The organism is Pedobacter ghigonis (assembly GCF_903166585.1).
Lineage (GTDB): Bacteria > Bacteroidota > Bacteroidia > Sphingobacteriales > Sphingobacteriaceae > Pedobacter > Pedobacter ghigonis.
The window spans coordinates 199,778-219,962 of record NZ_CAESCM010000005.1 but is presented as its reverse complement, the minus strand read 5'-3'; the positions used below and the strand labels follow the sequence as shown (position 1 = coordinate 219,962).

Sequence of the window (20,185 nt, the reverse complement as noted above, 5' to 3'; positions counted from 1 at the left end):
CCTACTTTTTAAGCTTATATACTTCGGTTCCGGCCAATAAAAAACAGCCCAAACCATAATCTTCAAAATCAGGCATGCTGGTATAGCTTACCGGCTGCCCATCTTTAGGTTCTTTACCTGTGCCCTGCATATAACCGATGAAACCATTTTTCTGAACGGCCTCTGTGCTCATGGCATTCCATGCTTTGGTAATAATTGGCAAATAAGTGGCCTTATCTAAAATGCCCTGGTTTACGCCCCAAGCCATGCCGTAGGTAAATAATGCTGTTCCGGAGGTTTCTTTGCCACCAAAATGCGTGGAATCGTGCAAACTCACATTCCAAAAACCATCGGCACGCTGAATAGGCACCAGTGCTTTGATCATTTCCTGATATGTTTTTAAATATTCGTTGCGGTGTGGTTCATTTGCTGGAATAATTTCCAAAACGCGTACGAGGGCAGCAACCACCCATCCATTACCCCTGCTCCAATAACAATCTTCGCCGTTTGGTTCTTTGTACGGTGGTACAAAATCTTTATCGCGCCACCAGAGTCCGTCTTTTGCATTGTACAAGCCACCACCTTCGGTATTTTTCGAATGCAGGTACATTTTGTACATGTAATTGTAATAGCTGGTATCGTTGTATAATTTGCCCAGTTTAGCAAAAACAGGCATACCCATTTGTATTGCATCAATCCAGGTCCAGTCGCTAACTTTGCCCGATTGCATCACCAGATCTATCGAAGCCTTGATATCTTTTATGCGCTCAGGTTGTTTATCAATCAGGTAAAGATCAATGTAAGTTTGCCCACAAGCCTGATCATCGGCATTTTTTGTGGCAATGCCATTTCTTAAACCCCAATTGTGTTTCTGTCCCCATTGAACAGCATAATCGTAATATTCCTTCTCAGGATTAATTTTATACAGGTTCATCAGGCCTTCGTAGTAAACAGCCCTTGTCCAGATGTTGCTTGGTCTTTCCTTATTGGTTATGATCGATTTGCCGGCATCAGGCCACTTATTCATGAAATAAGCGTTGGTAGATTTTAACACCTTTAAAACCTCTTTTTTATTCGGGATTTTCTGGGCGAAAAGTACCTGGGTGGCTATGCTGCATATTACTGCGGTGCTGAATACAAATTTCTTCATGTTATTTCGCTTATCTTAATTAATTGGTTTTAGGTTTAACTTTTAACTCATCCGGACTATCTTTTGTAAAGGTATCGAACTGAATTTTCGACGGACTTTCGAAGATATCTTTCACGGTGCTAAAAGCAACTTCATATTTTGGATTAAACTGGTTTGACGACATGTACTGCTGCAAGCTGAAATAAAGTTGCTGTGCTGCCGGAGCTTCTTTCAGATCGGGAGATAGGTTCGCGCTCGAAACAATCAGCTTTCCTTTACCCACCTTTGCTTCAAAAACCAGCGCCAGGCGACGGTTTAAGAACCAGGTATCGATTGGCTGTATAATGGGCCTAAAGCCAGCTGGAAAATCTTCGAGGTTCATTACCTGCGCTTTGTTTACAATTTCCCACCATTGCATATCGCTGTGAAAATCGGTTGGAAAACTGTTAAAAGTCGCATGCTTTGGATCGCATAAAATGCCCAAAGTATGAGGCGGGCGCATTTTAAACCAGGAAGTATTCCAAAAAACAGGTAAAAAAGTTTGCACCACTTCCTTCCCTTTTACCACCTTGCCTGATGCGTTGAGGAAAACATTGCCACCTGCGGCCAAAACCGATTGGGCTTTATCATCTAAACTGGTACAATAATATACGTCGCTTTTAACCTCTGGCAGCTGCGCCGGATAGACCCAGAAATTCCAATCGTTGGCAAACTCAGTTCCATCAACTGTAACTTCCAGTTTTAGTTTTTCGGCCTTGGTGATGGTATTTAAAGGAATTTTAATCTCTCCGATAGCAATGCAGTTGGTAACCGCTAAAGTTTTAGGACTGAAATTACCCTTTGCAATAATAGCACCGCTGTCATCTTTTGCCGTCCAGGAAAGTTTTGCATTTTCAATAGGTGCTTTGCCAAAATGCGCTACTTCTACCGCAGCCTCAAGGGTTTCGGCATTGGTAAACACAAATTTCGAAACTTTTAATAAAGGTACGGTACTATTAGAAAAACGCTTGAATTCTTTAGCCGTGATATATCCTTTTTCGTCCCAGAAAGCATCTAAAACACCAACCAGTGCTGTGCCCTGTCCCGGATAATCATTTAAAGATAAGAGCTGATAACCATTGTAATTGGGTGTTCGTAATGCTTTTTCGATTTCATTTTTATAGCAAAGTGCCTGTAATTTACCCGAAGCCATTAAAAAGTCGTGCCCCTGATCGGCCATATCGTGATCTTTAAGGTCTTCCTGAAACATTTCGAAATTCTTTGCGCGATAAACCCCGGTGTATTTTTTTATTTCGTCGAAATTCGGGAATGCACAATACTGTCCCATTTCGTGTGCTACAAAAGGCACCGTAAACTGCTCAATCTGTTTGGCATAGGTTGAAATACTTTCAGGTTTCCTGCCCCAGTCCAACCCTCTGGCACCTGCACGCACCATAAATTCGTTGTTCGGAATAACCGGCCAACTACCGCCTACCGATGCGCCTGTGTACAACCTTCTCGAATCTTTGGCTTTCCAGTAATTATTAAATTTGGTGAGGTACTCTACCTGCCTGCCGCGTGGCTCATTTCCATAGGCCATCATACAAAAAGAGGCGTAGTTGCCATAGTTTTTAGTCATGCGGTTGGTTTCGTCGTAAATAAACTGATCAATGGGTTTACCATCTCCGATTGATGATCCATGATTGGCCCAGCTTGGTCCTTCAGGTTGCAGGTAAAATCCGATCTGATCTGCAGCAATAAAAGCGGCTTCGGGCGGGCACCAGGAGTGGAAACGCATGTGGTTTAAGCCATGGGCTTTAGATATTTTAAAGATGCGTATCCAGGCGGCAACATCCATTGAAGGGTAGCCCGTTAAAGGAAATTCGCAATTATTTACGGTACCCCGCAAAAACACCGGTCTGCCGTTTATTTCAAAAGATCTGCCTACAGCCTTAAACTCGCGCATCCCGAACTGTACTTTTTTCTCGTCCTTTTTACCATCTTTCGAAACCAAAGCAGCTGTTAAACGATACAGTGCCGGATCGAACTCATCCCAGGTGGCTATTTTATCGCCCATTGGCAAATTGATTTCCAATGTACCTTCGCCATTGGTAATTTGATAGGGCGCTATTACGGGTTTAACCTGCATTACATTTTTGGTATTGAAAGTTGCAGCAGAAAGTGTAATTTTTCCGGTAGCAGATTGGCTGGCACTGGCTTTAAGCTGAATTTTAACTTTAGCCGATTTATTTTTTAAATCGGGGTAAACCTGTATATCTTCAAAATAAACGGGCGAGCCTGCCACCAGTTCCATTTTGCCTACCACACCATTCCAGTTGCCCTGGGTATGATCGGTCAAGCTGTGCGAATCCTGCCCCACATTTATGGCCTTGATGCGGTTATCGATTAATAAGGTAATGGTATGTTTTCCGGCTTTTAAATTTGCGGGCAGTTCAAAATTCTGGGCTACCACAAAAGTAAACTGGGTGCCTATCTCCATATCATCTATCCAAACCCGTGTTTCTGAATGGGGATATTCTAAAGAGAGTACCATCCTTTTACCCTTCCAGTTGGCTGGGATTTCTACATCTTTCTGATACCATGCCGCGCCAGTATAATGCTTAGCCGGTGTGAGCCAAAAAGGTATTTTAAGGTTATCGGCTTTGCGATATTTGGCTAAACGTGGATGAAAAAAATAGGAACTATCGTATATACTGCCCGTCCATTTTGTTTTAAGGGTAATATCATCACCTTTTAAATTTTCGGCCATTGACCCGGGCACCTGAATAGCTTCGGGAAGAACGGTTGAGTACCATTTCCCTTTTAAACCTTCATCCTTCGCATCAATTTTGAAACGCCATTTGCCTGCCAGCGAAATACTTTGGGCATGGCTTTGCGCAATGCTCAAAATAATGAAAGCAATGCCCATGAGTACTTTTAAAATTCGGTTAACTTGTATCTGCATAAATAGGACGGTTTTAGCACCGCTGGTATTTGGTTAGGCTGTTAAAATAAGACAATAATCGCATGTTGGCATCCTGTAGTATCCTGCTTAGGTATTATTTGAGGTACTGGTTAAGCTTGTTATTTGGTAAAGACTTTAATCCCGTTACAACAGCCGCGGCGTTTAATTTTGCGCCTGCTTCGTTGGTATGGGTATGATCTTTCTCGGTAAAAAAGGTTTTAACCTCTGCGGCACTTAAGGCAGCGTATTTATCTTTAATGATTTTGTTTAAGGGGATAAAATCGATTTTTTCGGCTTTGGCCACTTCTTCTGCCCAGGTAGCATAGCTATCGTTAGCTAAAACGACCTGATCATCCTTAACCGGATTACGCGGAATTGATGAACAGATAATCGGTGTTGCACCTTTGGCTTTAATATCGTTAATAAATTTGCGCATGTACCAGCCGTAGGTATAAACGGTTTCCTGCTTTTTCTTGATGGGATTGTAGGTGTCTTTGCTTTCCATACCAATCCCTTTTATGGTGCCACGGGCACGGGCAGTATCATCTAGCGGACTGCTGTCGTTATGCCCGAACTGCATCATTACGAAATCGCCTTTTTTAATTTTCACCAGCACAGCATCCCAAAGGCCGTTGGTTTGAAAGGTACGGCTGCTGGTTCCACCCAGGGCATCATTTTCGACTATTATTTTATCGGTATTGAACAAGTTGCCAATAAAACTTCCCCAGCCCCACAAAGAACCATCGCCTTTGCCTTTTCCGTTTTTTACGGTCGAATCGCCAATGAGGAATAAAGTGGGTTTAGCCTGCTGCTTTAAAACAATGCAGGAAGAAAAAATAATGAACGCGGTTAAGAGAATGAGGTATAGGTATTTAGTTGATTTCATTTTTGAATGTTTACACCCTTCGGGCTTGATTACACAGATTAATTGATTGCATAGATATTTGGGATCGTCATTTCGACTGAAGCGTAGCGGAATGGAGAAATCTATTACATAAACCTCGCAGGTTTAATTTGAAGTTCGTTAAAAAACCTGCGAGGTTTTGTTTCAAAGCAAATACTTCTTCAAATCACAATCCTTCAGCGACTTAATTCCCTCTACTACCGATTGAGCATTCACTTTTGCGCCTTCTAAATTGGTATGGGTATGATCGCCGGGGAAATATAACTTCACTTTATCCGGACCAAGCGCGTCGTATTTATCAGCGGTAATTTGATTCAGGTCGACGAAATAAGCATTTTCTTGTTTGGCTACTTCTGCTGCCCATTTGCCAAAATCGTTACTGGCACGTACTACTTTACCATCTTTAAAAATGTTTCGCGGAATTATGGAAACAACAATCGGCGTAGCTCCTTTTGCTTTTGTTTCGCGCACAAATTTGCGGATATACCAGCCATAGGTATGCACGGTTTCTACTTTCCCATCGGGCCAGGTTAAAACTTTGGTTTCTTCGCCAGTTCCTTTTAAAACACCCCTTCTCCCTGCTTTTGTGGTGTCGGGTGCGCTGCCATCGTTATGGCCAAACTGCATGGTCACGAAATCGCCGGGCTTTAATGTTTCCAAAACCTTATCCCAGCGACCTTCTGAAAGGTAAGTACGGGTACTCCGGCCAGCCATGGCGTTATTTTCGACGTGGATTTTTGTGGTATCGAAAAGTTCGGCTATGGGCGTTCCCCAACCCCAGGTTTCTTTATTGGAGTTGCGAACGGTAGAATCGCCAATGGTATGCAAAGCTGGTTTATGTGGTGCAACAAAAGCAAGCGTGGCAAGGGTAATGATTACTCCGGTTAGGATGTAGCTATATTTTTTCATGATGATTTATTGAAAATTGCGGTGGTTTTTAATTGGTTTGATATTGGGTTTTGGCGGTTGGTTCATATCATCGCCCATGTAAAAACTGGTATGTGGCGGCTGGTTGTAGCCTACATTTTGCCAGGCAATACTTAAGCGGTACTGCGGATCGTGCATAAAAGTGTAAAAGCGGTGCGTGGTTGGAATGGTAGTGGTAAATATCCTCAATTCGCTGGCATCGGCAGTACGGTAAATCACTTCCTCGCGCCAATCGCCCAAAATATCGGCCGATAATGCAGGGGTAGATTTGGTTCCATTATTGGATAAACAGTTGTAGGCCCTGGCGTTCAGCAGGCGAATTGTTTTAGCATTTTCATAATCCCATTTATCAATCGAAGTGCTGTTTAAAAGTTCGCTCTGGCAGTCGCCATCCCAAAAAATACCGAAGTTAACGCTTGGGGTGGTATTCGAAATTTTGTTGCCTTTAGCATCAAACATACCTGTGATTCCTGCCCCGGCCACCCAGCACTCGGATCCCCGGTATCTGGGGTCGATGTTTAACGCCAGTCCTCTCCCCGGTCCTTCGCCATCCGCCCCAGCACTTACCGAAGCTTTCTTCCACAAAACCTCTCCGGTTCTGGCATCCCTGAAGTTTGCCCCGGCATCCGAAAACCTTTCCTGAATATCGAAAACTTCCAATCCGGGCCTGTCGGGGTCCAGATCGCCAACGTGTAAAGCATCGCCATGGCCTAAACCGGTGGTATATAATCCTTTTCCATCATCATCGATGGTCATGGCGCCATAAATAATTTCATCCTTACCATCGCCATCTACATCGGTAATACTCAAATTATGGTTTCCCTGACCGCTATATCGCTTATTGTCAGATTCAGCACTATCGAAAGTCCATTTTTTATGGAGGCTTTTTCCGTTAAAATCCCAGGCCGTTATAAAAGTACGGGTGTAATATCCCCTGCTCATAATTAAACTGGGGTGTTTTCGGTCGAGATAAGCTACAGCAGCTAAAAAACGGTCCATTCTGTTTCCATAAGCATCTCCCCAGGTCTTTTTTAGTTCTTCGGGCGAAGGATTGAGATTAGGAGAGCGGGCAGGAATAAAGTTAGTGGTCGTAATTTGAGCGCCGGTTAAGCCATCAAAAACAGTCAGAAACTCCGGGCCGGCTAAAATATATCCGCTCTTATTTCTCCAGTCTTTGGTCGAATCGCCGATTACCTTTCCTTTTCCATCCACAGTCCCATCTGCTGTTTTGCAAGCTATTTCTGCCCTGCCATCGCCATCCAGATCGTACACCATAAACTGGGTATAATGTGCCCCTTCGCGAATATTTTTGCCCAAGTTTATGCGCCATAAAAAGGTACCATCCAGTTTATAGGCTTCCAGTAAAGGCTCGGAGGTGAAACCAGGATGGGAATTATCATGCGCAATGCCTGCCTGGTGTAAAACAATTTCATATTCTCCATCGCCATCCAAATCGCCAACTGAAACATCGTTAGGTGTATAACCAGCTAAAGTTTTTAGGGGGACAGACAAATACGGTTTGGCAGCGGTATTTTTTTGTAAGGCAAAAGCAGCACTTTCATTCTGTTCTTTTCCATGGATAACCGGCTTTACGAACCATTCATTATCTACTGTAAAATCTGTTTTTTTATCGGTAAAAATTGTGGCACCGGTTATGGGTATCTGGTTTAATTTTACTACCTGGCTATGATCCGTTCTGCGGTAAAGGTTAAAGGCAATATCATCAGAATCGGTACCCAGCAGCCGCCAGCTTACAAAAACGCTGTCGCCGGGCATGTGTACCGCCACTACGCCCCTTCCCAATGTTTCCATCTGGCGTTGCGCCATTGCTGCTGCCGATAAAAGCAATCCGAAGCAAAAAATTAAAGCTTGTTTAATGGTACGCATGTTATTTAGGTTCTACAAGTACAATATTGGGTTTTGGGGCTTTCTTCATCCCGAAGCCGAAATAAAAACCGGTATGTGGTGGCTGATTATAGCCATCGTTTTGCCAGGCAATGCTTAAACGGTATTGCGGATCGTGCATCAATGTATAATTGCGGTGTTCGGTTGGGATAGTGGTGGTATAAATGCGTAAGCTCTGGTTATCATAGCTTCTCAAAATCAGTTCCTCGCGCCAATCGCCAAATAAATCGGCGCTTAAAGCCGGAGTCGATTTCGTTCCGTTGTTCGATACGCAGCCATCGGCCGTAAAAAGCCGCCCGCCATTGTATTTATCAATGTGGTTGCCATCTAAAAGTTCGCGCGATAAATCGCCATCCCAATAAATCAGGAAATTGGTAGACCGCGGCTGATCGCCAATCCTGTTCCCCTTAATGTCATATAACCCGTTCGATCCCGACCACCACATCTGTGCGCCATAACGGGTATTATCGATATTATCGGCCACGCCTCTGCCTACATCTTCATCATCCGAACCTTTCCAAAATATTTCGCCGGTTTTAGCAGCATAAACTGCTGCACCAGGACCTTTTGTACCTTCTTCAATTTCATGTACACCAAAAACTTCTAAACCCGGATGTTCGGGATCAAGATCTGAAACATGAATGGCATCGCCATGCCTTAAACCCGTGGTGTACAAACCTTTTCCATTATCATCAACACACATCGAACCATAAATAATTTCATCTTTACCATCGTCATCTACATCGGCAACGGTTAAATTGTGGTTTCCCTGACCTGAAAAGGGATTTTGTCCATTTTTACTATCAAATACCCAGCGCGAGCTTAATTTACCATTTCGCCAGTCCCAGGCAGCTAAAACTGTCCGGCCGTAATAGCCCCTGCACATTACCACACTGGGATGAATGCCATCTAAATAAGCTACACAAGCATTAAACCGATCTACGCGGTTACCGGTATTGTCGTTTTTGCCATTACCACCTTTACCACCCCAGGCTCCAATATCGCCACGGGCAGGAATGTAATCGGTAGTGGCCAGGGCTTCGCCTGTTCTGCCGCTAAAAACGGTTAAAAATTCGGGGCCATCCAATATCTTACCATTGCTGTTGCGATAATCTTTTGTGGCATCACCAATTACTTTTCCTTTGCCATCTATCGTGCCATCAGCAGTTTTACAAACCATTTCGGCTATGCCATCACCATCCAGATCGTACACCATAAACTGCGTGTAATGAGCCCCTTCACGGATATTTTTCCCCAGGTTTATTTCCCACAAGAAAGTTCCATCCAGCTTGTAAGCCTGAAAAATGGGCGGGTCTGTCAATCCGTTTGAAGAATTATCCCGGCCACGGCCGGTTTGGTGCACAATAATATCGTATTCGCCATCGCCATCCAAATCGCCCACCGAAACATCGTTTGGACTGTAGCCAGCAGGCGTTTTTAAAGGAATAGTTAAATATTGCTGAACAGGTTGGTTAGCAGCCAAAGTAAAAGCTTTACTGGCTTCAGCTTCATGGCCTTTTAAAACCGGTTTAACAAAATAACTGTTGGCCACACCAAACTTAACGCCGGCATCAATAAAGTTGCTGCTTTGGGTAATTGGGTCGTGGTTCAGCTTTATGGCTTCGCTGGTTCCGGTTTTACGGTAAAGGTTAAAAGCAATATCATCGGGATCGGTGCCCAATACGCGCCAGCCTACATAAACCGAATCGTTATTCTGGCGTACGGCAATTAGCCCACGCCCCAGTTTTTCCATCTGGCGCTGGGCAAAAATGGCTCCGGAATAAAATGTAAAGCCGATTAAACAGAAAATGAAGATTTTGATATTCATAACTGTTTTATTGAAAGTATAGTTTATACATATCTGTGTGTTAATTGGTTATTGAACTTTATATCCGATTTTGGTCGCCACAGCAACGCCCTTATCTGTAATTCCATCGGCTTTAACGCGCACATTGCTCTTGTTATCACCATTGTAAAAACTGATTGTTGCCTCTCCGTTTTCGTTTGTTTTTATACTGGGGTTCCAGAATATAGTGGTTCTTAAATCTTTACTTTGCGTAGCAGGATTGGCATAATTGGGCGAATAAAAAGTACGGGCATTGTAGTATCCGTTCAAATTAACATTTAACAGGTTTAAATTTGAGCCAAGCAGCGCCTCGTCTTTTAAATTCAGGCTTATGAGGTACACATCGTTACCGGTACTTCCAATTAAGTGCTGAATTTTCACCTGGTTAATCTGATCCATGGTTAAACTGTAGTAATCCAGTCGCTCAGCTACCAGTTCTTCCCTGTTGTTTACCTTAATCCTGGGCCTTATTCTTTTCCCGTTGGCGATAAAAGTTATCCCTTCGTTACTGATACTATCGCCCTCATCTGCCGGCATAGCGCCATTGGCCTTGGTTAACAGAAAATGTTCCAGTCCTTTATACGAATAATCGGCAGCAGTAATGTTAAAAACCTGCTCGGGATAACCGAATGTGGTTAAAGTTTCTTCAAAAAGATTCACCTGCCTGCTCTTTGCTGCTTTAATTTCCACTTCGCTCAGGGTAATGGAATCGCCAAATTTATAGGTACGGTTATAATCCATGCGTTTACCCAACTCTACATTTAAAGGATTTGGAATACCCGTTTGTGGCATTTTTAGCGAAGCCAGGTTTAAGGGCTTAATTAAGGTATCGATCTTCAGCCAGCCTCCTTTTTTGCCTTTATCGTCTTTTGATGAAATTTTAATGGCCTGGTTGCCGAACCATTTTAAGCCGTCGAGAAAATAATTTCCTGCCTGATCGGTTTTGGTAGTAAAAAGCTTATCGCCTGTAAAATTAGAGCCAAATAAAGTGATGTTCATGTTGGCCAGTGGTTTATTGGCCAGTTTTTCTCTTACCGAACCTTTAATGGTAATACCTGGTTCGGGCATGTAGCTGATTTTAATACTCGAATCGGCCAGCTTTTTCCATAAATAATCTCTCCAACCCTGGGTAAGTAATAGTAAATCGAGCTGTTTTAACCGTGATGGATTGCCTGGATCAAAATATTGCGCAGCATTTTTAACCTCTCCCCTAACCTCCGATTGCAGCAACAGATAAGCCATGATATTTTGCCCGTCATCCGGAATCATTTCATCAACAGCCGCCAGAGAGAGGGTAGTTTTAACTGGCTGACCAAGCGTATTGCTCGTTTTAAGCTTTAAAGTCACCTTCTCGCGGGGTTTGTAGGTGGCCTTATCTGCCGTTATGGCCATCTGGATATTTTCATCACCCTGGATAAATACGAGCCTTTCGCAATTAGGCCTGCCCTGGTCATCAAGGAGTGTAAGTGCCGAAATTCCCTTTGGAAAACCTTTGGTTGGGATGCTCACCGAAACCGTAGGCTTGCTGAGTTTGATAGCACCTGAGTAAATTACATCACTGGCATGTTTAACCAGAATGGATATACTTTTATCTTTTAATTCGGCGAAAACGGGAGAATTGGCACTAATTATTGCTTTAATATTGGCCGAATCGGTAGTAATGTGCAGCGATAGGCCTTTACCCAATATAGCCGGCAACGTAGCCGAAAATTTTTCCTGGCCATAATAGCCGGCAACGCGGTACTTTTCGCCTGGTTGAGGTGTTAAGGCAAAAATGCCCATTCCGGCTTCGGTACTGTTAAATGTGGCAACGGTATCGCCCTTGGATGAGATTATACTTCCGGTTGCTTTTAGCCCGTTTCCCAGTTCATCGTTGGTTTTAAAAGCGACCACGCTCGTTAAGCCCTCAACCAGCGAGCCACCTTCGGGGAAAAATGCAATCGATTTTGATTTGGCTGTTGCTGCCTCATCGTTCTTTTTCGCCGCGTTACGGGTAAAATAAGATGCGTTTTCTACAATATTATTGCTTACGTATATTCTTTTCTGAAACACAAAATCATTACCAAAATTCCGCATCCAGCTGGTGTATGCCCTGATATTGTACCAGCCTGAAGGAATGGAATCTTTCAATTCGAAATCGCCTTTGCCCAAACCGCCATCAATTCTGATAATTTTACTATCGAGCACAAGCGATTTTGAAGAAACCAGCTCTACATACAGGTTATTGCTGGTAGCAGTTAAACTTGTACTTTTTCCGTTAACCAGATAGGCGCTAAACCAAACCGTTTCGCCGGTGCTGTAATAGGCCCGATCGGTTTGCAGGTAGGCCTTTTCAAAAAAGAGCTTTAGTGTTTTCGGATCGGTGTTGGCAGATACGCTTTTTTGCTGTGCGAAACCATAAAATGCAAATACATTTAGCAGCGTAAGCAAAAGATATTTTTTGAAATCCATATTAATTTTTAGATGGAATGAAATTGCTTTCCGGGCACAAACAGTCCTGCAAAAAACATCATCAATACCAGAAATATTGGCGTAAAGAAGGCTCATCGTGTGCAATTGGTTAGCGAATGTTAACAGAAGCGTGGTAACAACGGTTAATTGATTCAAGCCGAATGTAACTAGTATATTTTTAACGTGCATCCTGTAGTATCCTGCTTTTTTAGCATGACAATATGTTATAAGAAAGATTTTAAAGGTTTCTTTAAAACAAATTAAAAACATCAAGTAAAAAGTTACTTTACTAAACCCTTTTACTACTCCCTGGCTAATTTTCGCCCGTCATATAATTATTGTGAATGCTAATATGCTAGAATTTATGAACAAAATTGACAAGCAACAAAAAAATAAATGTTAAATTAACGTTTATTATTCTAAATATTTTACTTTTACGATTAGAATCTTCCAAATATTAAACCGTATGAAATTAAATTCTCCTTTAAAGGGTGCAATATGTGCGTGCGCGATGTATGGCCTAACCGGCTTTGGCTTAGCGCCCAACGCATTTGCACAGGCACCCAAAACCATTAAAGTAAGCATCGATCAATCTGTGGCCAAAGTACAGCCCAATATGTGGGGTGTATTTTTCGAAGACATTAATTTTGGTGCAGATGGTGGTATTTATGCCGAGCTCATCAAAAACCGTTCGTTCGAGTTTGCCAAACCTTTAATGGGCTGGAGTATTCAAAGAAAAAGACCGCAGGAAGGCGAGATATTGGTGGTAAACCGTAAGGAGGTGAATACCGCTAATCCCCGGTATTTACAGGTAAAAAAACAAACCGACGATTTTGAACTTGTTAATGAGGGCTTTAAAGGAATTGGTGTAAAAAAAGGCCTGCGTTACGATTTTTCAGTCATGTACCGTCAAGCCCAGCCTGGGGTTAAACTCGTACTCCTGTTAAAAGATGCCAACAACAAGGTAATTGGACAAGGAAGCTTAACTCCTGATCAAACGGGGAACGACTGGAAAAAGCAATCGGCTAGCTTTACGGCTACCGAAACCGACCCTAAAGCCAAATTCTCTATTTTATTTCAGGGCAATGGAAATATCGATCTGGATATGATCTCCTTGTTTCCCGGCGATACCTGGAAAAACCGTCCGCAAGGTTTAAGGGCAGATATGGTACAGTTACTGGCCGATATGAAACCCGGCTTTATCCGCTTCCCTGGGGGCTGTATTGTAGAAGGAACCGATCTGGCCAACCGTTACCAATGGAAGAAAACTATTGGCCCGATTGAAAACAGGCAATTGATTATGAACCGCTGGAATGCCGAGTTTGCACACCGCCCAGCACCCGATTATTACCAAAGCTTCGGTTTGGGCTTTTTCGAATATTTTCAACTGGCCGAAGATATTGGCTCGGATGCTTTACCAATCTTAAACTGTGGTATGGCCTGCCAGTTTAACTCGGCCGAAGTGGCTTCACTTGATGAACTTGATCCTTATGTACAGGATGCTTTAGACCTGATTGAATTTGCCAATGGCGATATCACCACCAAATGGGGCAAAATGCGCGCCGATTTAGGTCACCCGAAACCTTTCAATCTAAAAATGATGGGCGTGGGTAACGAAAACTGGGGACCTCAATATTTAGAAAGGGTAGCGATTTTTACCAAAGCCATCAAAGCCAAATACCCTGATTTTAAACTCATCAACAGTTCGGGAACCGACCCTGAAGGCGATCGCTTTAACCTGTTAAACAACACTTTAAGAAGCAACAATGCCGATTTCATCGATGAACATTATTATCGCCCGGCCGATTGGTTTTTAAAAAATGCCGGCAGGTACGACAATTATCCACGTAACGGCTCAAAGGTTTTTGTAGGCGAATATGCTGTACATGCCAGTGGCAATATTACCGGTAATAATAAAAACAACTGGCAAAGTGCGCTGGCATCTGCCTCTTTAATGACGGGCTTGGAGCGCAATGCCGATGTGGTACAAATGGCTTCTTATGCCCCGCTTTTTGCGCATATCGATGCTTGGCAGTGGGCTCCTGATATGATTTGGGTGGATAACCTGAAATCGTATGGCACGCCTGATTATTATGTACAAAAACTTTTTTCGACCAATAAAGGCACAGATGTGGTAGCCATTACTTTAGGCGATAAAAACATTACCGGCCAGGATGGATTATACGCTTCTGCGGTAACGGATAAAGGCAGAAAAGAGCTGATTATTAAAATCGCCAATAACTCAGATCAGGCTCAGGCTATTGATTTTAACCTGGATGGGAAACTTAAATTGAAAAGCAAGGGCACCAGTGAAGAACTGGCCAATACGAATTTAAAGCAGATTAATTCTTTCGAAAATCCGCTTGCTGTAAGTCCGCAAACCAGCGCAGTAAGCTTAAAAGGCAAAAACCTGAACATGACTTTAAAGCCTTACTCTTTTAACGTAATAAAAATCCCATTCAATTAAATATACGCTACAAAATGATGATCAAAAAATTATTCGCCGGTATAGCCTTGCTGGGCACTTCTATCCTGGCGCAGGCACAAAATGAAACACAGCTCACCATCAAAGCCGGAGGCGACCAGGTGGTAAGCAAACACATTTACGGACATTTTTCTGAGCACCTTGGCCGTTGTATTTACGATGGTTTTTGGGTAGATGAAAACTCAACCATTCCAAATAAAGGGCGGATCAGACTCGATATTGTAGATGCCTTAAAGAAAATTAAAGTACCTAACCTGCGCTGGCCAGGCGGTTGCTTTGCCGATGAATACCATTGGAGAGATGGTATTGGACCAAGAAACCAGCGCCCAAAAATGGTGAACACCAACTGGGGCGGCGTAACTGAAGACAATAGCTTTGGAACACACGAGTTTTTAGATCTCTGCCAGATGATTGATTGCGAACCTTACATTGCGGGCAACGTGGGCAGCGGAACCGTTGAAGAAATGGCCAAATGGGTAGAATACCTGAATTTTGATGGGGTGAGCCCAATGACCGCCATCCGCAGCCAAAATGGAAGAGAAAAACCATGGAAAGTAACATTTTGGGGTGTAGGAAACGAAAGCTGGGGATGCGGCGGCAATATGACTCCAGCTTACTATTCTGATTTATACCGCAGGTATGCAACCTATGCCCGCAACTATCCGGGTGCACCGTTAAAAAGAATTGCCAGCGGTGCAAACTCGGGCGATTATAACTGGACCGAAACCTGCATGAAAAATATTGGCAACCAGATGTGGGGCCTAACTTTGCATTATTATACCATCCCAACAGGTAATTGGGGAGTAAAAGGATCGGCTACCAAATTTGATGAAGCCCAGTATTTTTCGACCATGAAAAACTGTTTAAAAATGGAAGAACTGGTAACCAAACACTCGGCCATTATGGACAAATACGATCCGAAAAAGAAAGTGGCCTTAGTGGTAGACGAATGGGGAATCTGGACGGATGTAGAGCCCGGCACCAATCCAGGCTTCTTGTATCAGCAAAACAGCTTACGCGATGCACTTATTGCAGGCACTACTTTAAATATCTTTAACAACCATTCTGACCGTGTAAAAATGGCCAATCTGGCACAAACTGTAAACGTATTGCAGGCCTTAATTTTAACAGAAAAGGATAAAATGATCCTCACCCCTACTTACCATGTTTTTGATTTGTATAAGGTGCACCAGGATGCTAAATACTTACCAATTGCCTTTACCAGTCCTGATTATACCGTAGGCGACCAAAAAATTCCAGCCTTAAACGTTTCTGCTTCGCAGGATGCAAGCGGTGCGATTCATATTTCGTTGGTTAACCTCGATCCAAACAGGAAAATTGCTTTAAGCACAGCTTTAGATGGTTTGAAATGGAGCACAGTTAGCGGGCAGATCTTAACTTCGGCCAAACTAACCGATGTAAATAGTTTTGCAAATGCCGATAAAGTGCACAATGCCAAATTTAACGGCGCAAAAAAATCAGGGAACACTTTAAAGGTAGAATTACCCGCTCAATCGGTTGTGGTTCTTGAATTAAAATAATCAAAAATGAAAAATATATTATTTAAGACCGTTTTTTTAATGCTGGCTTTAACACAAATGGCCAGTGCACAAATGCAATATCAGGTAAACAGTCCCGATAAATCCCTTTCGGTTTCTGTATTTATCAAAAACAAAGCCTTGTTTTACTCCATCAGCAAAAATTCAGAAAAAGTGCTGGATCAGTCTGCGCTGGGCCTGGTAAGAGCTGATGAGGATTTCAGTAAAAACCTCTCGCTGTTTTCAGTATCTAAAAATGAGCAGGTAAAAGACAGCTATATTTTGCAGAACAGTAAACGCTTAAACCATCAGTATCTGGCGCAAAAAAGGGTTTTTCACCTGCAAAATGCCGCTTCAAAAAAAATAGATGTTATTTTTCAGGTATCGAACGATGGCGTAGCTTTCCGTTATTATTTCCCTGACCGCGATACGCAAACCAAACAAATTACCGAAGAAAAAACCAGCTTTCACTTTTTCGGAAGTTCGAAAGCCTGGATGCAGCCCATGTCGGTGGCTAAAACAGGATGGGAAGCTACCAATCCATCTTACGAAGAGTATTACCAGAAAGATATAGCCGTAGGTACAGCAGCACCAACTGCCGCAGGCTGGGTTTATCCAGCACTATTCAATTATAAAAATACGTGGCTACTGGTTTCTGAAACCGGTTTGGATAGTAATTACTGTGCTACCCGCTTGCAGCAAAACTCGGCAAAAGGCAATTACCAGATTGGTTTGCCTGATAAGAGAGAAGCTTATACCGGTCAAAATGTAAATCCCCAATCTAATTTACCCTGGTACACTCCATGGCGTATTATTGCCATAGGCAGCTTAAAAACGGTTACCGAATCCAGTCTGGGTACCGATCTGGCCTATCCGGCAAAAACGAACATCAATCCGGCCAATTTTCAGCTGGGTAAAGCTTCGTGGAGCTGGATTATGTTAAAAGACAATTCCATCACCTACGATATCCAAAAGAAATACATCGATTTTGCAGCCGATATGCATTGGGAATATTGCTTAATTGATGTTAACTGGGACCGCAATATCGGCTACGAGAAAATGAAGGAACTGGCCGATTATGCCAAACAAAAAAAGGTGGGCCTGCTGTTATGGTACAACTCGGCCGGCGACTGGAATACGGTGAAATATACCCCAAAAAATAAGCTCAACAACCGCGCAGAAAGGCTAAAAGAATTCGCACGCTTACAGGAAATGGGTATTAAGGGTGTTAAAATAGATTTCTTTGGTGGCGATGGCCAATCGATGATTCGCTATTACCTCGAAATATTTGAAGATGCAGCGAAATACAACCTCAGCGTAAACTGTCATGGCGCAACATTACCGAGAGGCTGGCAAAGAACCTACCCTAATTTAATGACCATGGAATCGATTAAGGGTATGGAATTTATCACCTTCGAACAGAACAATGCCAACGAAGAGCCGATGCATGCCACCACCATTCCTTTTACCCGCAATGTTTTCGATCCGATGGATTTTACGCCTATGACTTTGTATAAAATTGCAAACATTAACCGTAAAACCAGCAGTGCATTCGAGTTGGCTTTACCCGTAATTTTTCAATCGGGCGTGCAGCACCTGGCCGAATCTCCGGAAGGAATGGCTACTGTACCGGCTTACGTAAAATCATTTTTGCAAACTTTTCCGGCAAGCTGGCAAGACACTAAATTTATGGATGGTTACCCTGGTAAATTTGTTGTAATGGCACGTAAAGCAGGCTCGAAATGGTATATCGCGGGTATAAATGGCGAAAATTCGGATAAACTAGTCTATCTTGATCTTTCAAAATTCAACGCAAAAGAGGCTGAAATCATTACAGATGCCGAGCAAGGTGCTGATTTTATAACCGGAAGCATCGACATTAAATCTCCTCCTCCCATCAAGATGAAACCATTTGGTGGTTTTGTAATTGTTGTAACGCAAAAATAAAATCATGAAGAAACTATTCTATATCGCTTTACTGCTTATTTCGGCTGTTCTAAATGTGCAGGCACAGGCTAAAAAGGAAATTTATCTTTTCGCCTACTTTAAGGGCAATGGCGAAGATGGGCTTCACCTGGCCTACAGCACCGATGCTTATAAGTGGACAGCATTGAAAAATGATCAGTCTTTCCTTAGCCCTACTGTGAGTAACGACAAGTTGATGCGCGATCCTTGTATCATCCGTGGGGCAGATGGTTTGTTTCACATGGTATGGACAGTTAGCTGGAAAGATAAAGGAATTGGTTATGCCAGCTCTAAAGATCTCATCAACTGGAGCGAACAACAATTTATACCCGTTATGGCAAAAGAAGCGGGCGCACGCAATACCTGGGCACCCGAAATTACCTACGATAGCCAGACGAAAACCTACATGATTTATTGGGCAACTACCATAACCGGTAAATTTAACGAAACAGCTTCGACAGAGGAGAGCGGCTATAACCACCGCATGTATTATGTTACCACTAAAGATTTCAAAACCTTTTCGGAAACCAAACTGCTTTACGATCCGGGCTTTAATGTAATTGATGCAACTATTGTGCAAGAGGGCAAAAGGTTTATCATGTTTTTAAAGGATGAAACCCGCCAGCCTGCACAAAAAAACATCAAAATTGCTTATTCCGATCAACTAATTGGTCCTTACAGCAAAGCTGGAAACCCGATTACCGGAAATTACTGGGCAGAAGGACCAACTACCCTTAAAACCGGTAACAACTGGATGGTGTATTTTGATAAATACCGCGATCATAAATATGGTGCAATACAATCTGATGATCTAAAAAATTGGAGCGATGTTTCGGATAAAATCAGCCTACCAAAAGGTTTAAGGCATGGGACCATCCTTAGCATTAAAGAAAAAGAACTTAAAGAATTATTAAAACAATAAGTATGGTAAAGAATTTTAAAAGATGCGGATTGATTTTAATGCTCGCATCTACCTACTTTACAGTTAAAGCGCAAGAGCAGGTCATTGTAGCCAAAGGCAACCCAATCATTACCGATAAATATACTGCCGATCCGGCTGCTTTTGTATATGGCGATTCGGTTTACCTATACACCGGGCACGATGTACCCCCAAAGCCTAAAAACACTTACGAGATGCACGAATGGCTGTGCTATTCGTCTGCCGATATGGTTACCTGGAAAGAACATAAATCGCCGCTCAATGTAAAAGATTTTGCATGGGCGAAAGACGATGCCTGGGCTTCGCAGGTAATTGAAAGGGATGGTAAATTTTATTGGTATGTGGCCATTACCCATGGTACCATTCATGGCAAATCTATCGGTGTAGCAGTTGCCGATAACCCGAGAGGTCCTTTTAAAGATGCCATTGGGAAAGCTTTAATCACCAATGATATGACCACTGATGTGAAGATTAGCTGGGATGATATCGACCCAACGGTAATTATTGATGATGATGGCCAGGCTTATTTATTTTGGGGCAACCAAAAATGTTATTACGCCAAACTGAAAAAAAACATGATCGAACTGGATGGGCCAATCCAGAAAGTAGATGTACCTGAGTTTACCGAAGCACCATGGGTACACAAAAGAAAAGGATGGTATTATCTGTCTTATGCTTCTCAATTCCCTGAAAAAATTGTGTATGCGATGAGTAAAAACATTAATGGCCCCTGGGAATATAAAGGCATTTTGAACGAAATTGCCGGAAATTCGAATACCAATCATCAAGCTATTATTGATTTTAAAGGCAAATCGTACTTCATTTACCACAATGGTGCTATCAATACCGATGGAGGTAGCTACAGGCGCTCGGTATGCATCGACTACCTGAATTATAACAACGACGGAACGATGAAACGTGTAGTAATGACCAGCGAAGGGGTTAAGAAAGCTAAGTAGTGATAGGATCGTCATTTCGACTGGAGCCAACCGGTTTTTTGCAAGTTGGCGAAACGGAGAAATCTATCTATAAAGATTTCTCGACTTCGTTACTCTCCGCTCGAAATGACGATACCATAAGAGGAGCAATCTAAATCAATCTGTCCGTAGCGTTCCGAAGGGCTCTACGGGCAGGAAATAAATCATTCCAGTACGTCATGCTGAACTTGTTTC

12 protein-coding genes are annotated in these 20,185 nt (G+C 42.8%); 5 read left to right on the top strand and 7 right to left on the bottom strand.

Annotated elements, in window-relative coordinates; all coding sequences use genetic code 11:
* Position 1 precedes the first annotated feature (1 nt).
* The 7 genes from HWV58_RS09970 to HWV58_RS09940 form a co-directional block, all read right to left on the bottom strand.
* On the bottom strand, positions 2-1,129 hold the full coding sequence (locus tag HWV58_RS09970; protein WP_175633963.1) for a glycoside hydrolase family 88/105 protein: 1,128 nt from the start codon (positions 1,127-1,129) through the stop codon (positions 2-4).
* Between the two features lie 19 nt (positions 1,130-1,148).
* Positions 1,149-4,052 carry an exo-beta-1,4-galactosidase gene (locus HWV58_RS09965; protein ID WP_175633962.1) on the bottom strand — a complete coding sequence of 968 codons (2,904 nt, stop codon included), beginning with the start codon at positions 4,050-4,052 and terminating at the stop codon, positions 1,149-1,151.
* Between the two features lie 94 nt (positions 4,053-4,146).
* The gene (locus HWV58_RS09960; RefSeq protein ID WP_175633961.1) at positions 4,147-4,938 is read right to left on the bottom strand and encodes a rhamnogalacturonan acetylesterase; all 792 of its coding nucleotides are present in this window, start codon (positions 4,936-4,938) and stop codon (positions 4,147-4,149) included.
* A 162-nt stretch (positions 4,939-5,100) separates the two neighbouring features.
* Positions 5,101-5,865, bottom strand: coding sequence for a rhamnogalacturonan acetylesterase (locus tag HWV58_RS09955; protein WP_175633960.1), 765 nt, complete (start codon positions 5,863-5,865; stop codon positions 5,101-5,103).
* A 6-nt stretch (positions 5,866-5,871) separates the two neighbouring features.
* The gene (locus tag HWV58_RS09950; protein WP_317174792.1) at positions 5,872-7,770 is read right to left on the bottom strand and encodes a rhamnogalacturonan lyase; all 1,899 of its coding nucleotides are present in this window, start codon (positions 7,768-7,770) and stop codon (positions 5,872-5,874) included.
* Position 7,771: 1 nt separating this feature from the next.
* Complete coding sequence (locus HWV58_RS09945) at positions 7,772-9,616, bottom strand: rhamnogalacturonan lyase (protein ID WP_175633959.1); 1,845 nt, start codon at positions 9,614-9,616, stop codon at positions 7,772-7,774.
* Between the two features lie 48 nt (positions 9,617-9,664).
* Positions 9,665-12,181 (bottom strand): hypothetical protein, encoded by a 2,517-nt coding sequence (locus tag HWV58_RS09940; RefSeq protein ID WP_175633958.1) that lies wholly within the window; start codon positions 12,179-12,181, stop codon positions 9,665-9,667.
* 370 nt (positions 12,182-12,551) lie between these two features.
* Between HWV58_RS09940 and HWV58_RS09935 the strand changes: the two genes are divergently transcribed.
* From HWV58_RS09935 to HWV58_RS09915, 5 genes are read left to right on the top strand one after another with little or no spacing between them, the layout of a single operon-like run.
* Positions 12,552-14,552 carry an alpha-L-arabinofuranosidase C-terminal domain-containing protein gene (locus tag HWV58_RS09935; RefSeq protein WP_235972694.1) on the top strand — a complete coding sequence of 667 codons (2,001 nt, stop codon included), beginning with the start codon at positions 12,552-12,554 and terminating at the stop codon, positions 14,550-14,552.
* A gap of 14 nt (positions 14,553-14,566) precedes the next feature.
* Positions 14,567-16,111: an alpha-N-arabinofuranosidase gene (locus HWV58_RS09930; protein WP_175633957.1), complete on the top strand. Its 1,545-nt coding sequence runs from the start codon at positions 14,567-14,569 to the stop codon at positions 16,109-16,111.
* A 6-nt stretch (positions 16,112-16,117) separates the two neighbouring features.
* Positions 16,118-18,055: a glycoside hydrolase family 97 protein gene (locus tag HWV58_RS09925; RefSeq protein WP_217706971.1), complete on the top strand. Its 1,938-nt coding sequence runs from the start codon at positions 16,118-16,120 to the stop codon at positions 18,053-18,055.
* Positions 18,056-18,059: 4 nt separating this feature from the next.
* Positions 18,060-18,995 (top strand): glycoside hydrolase family 43 protein, encoded by a 936-nt coding sequence (locus HWV58_RS09920; protein WP_175633956.1) that lies wholly within the window; start codon positions 18,060-18,062, stop codon positions 18,993-18,995.
* Positions 18,996-18,997: 2 nt separating this feature from the next.
* Positions 18,998-19,972, top strand: a complete 975-nt coding sequence (locus tag HWV58_RS09915; protein WP_235972693.1) for a glycoside hydrolase family 43 protein — start codon at positions 18,998-19,000, stop codon at positions 19,970-19,972.
* Positions 19,973-20,185: the final 213 nt, after the last annotated feature.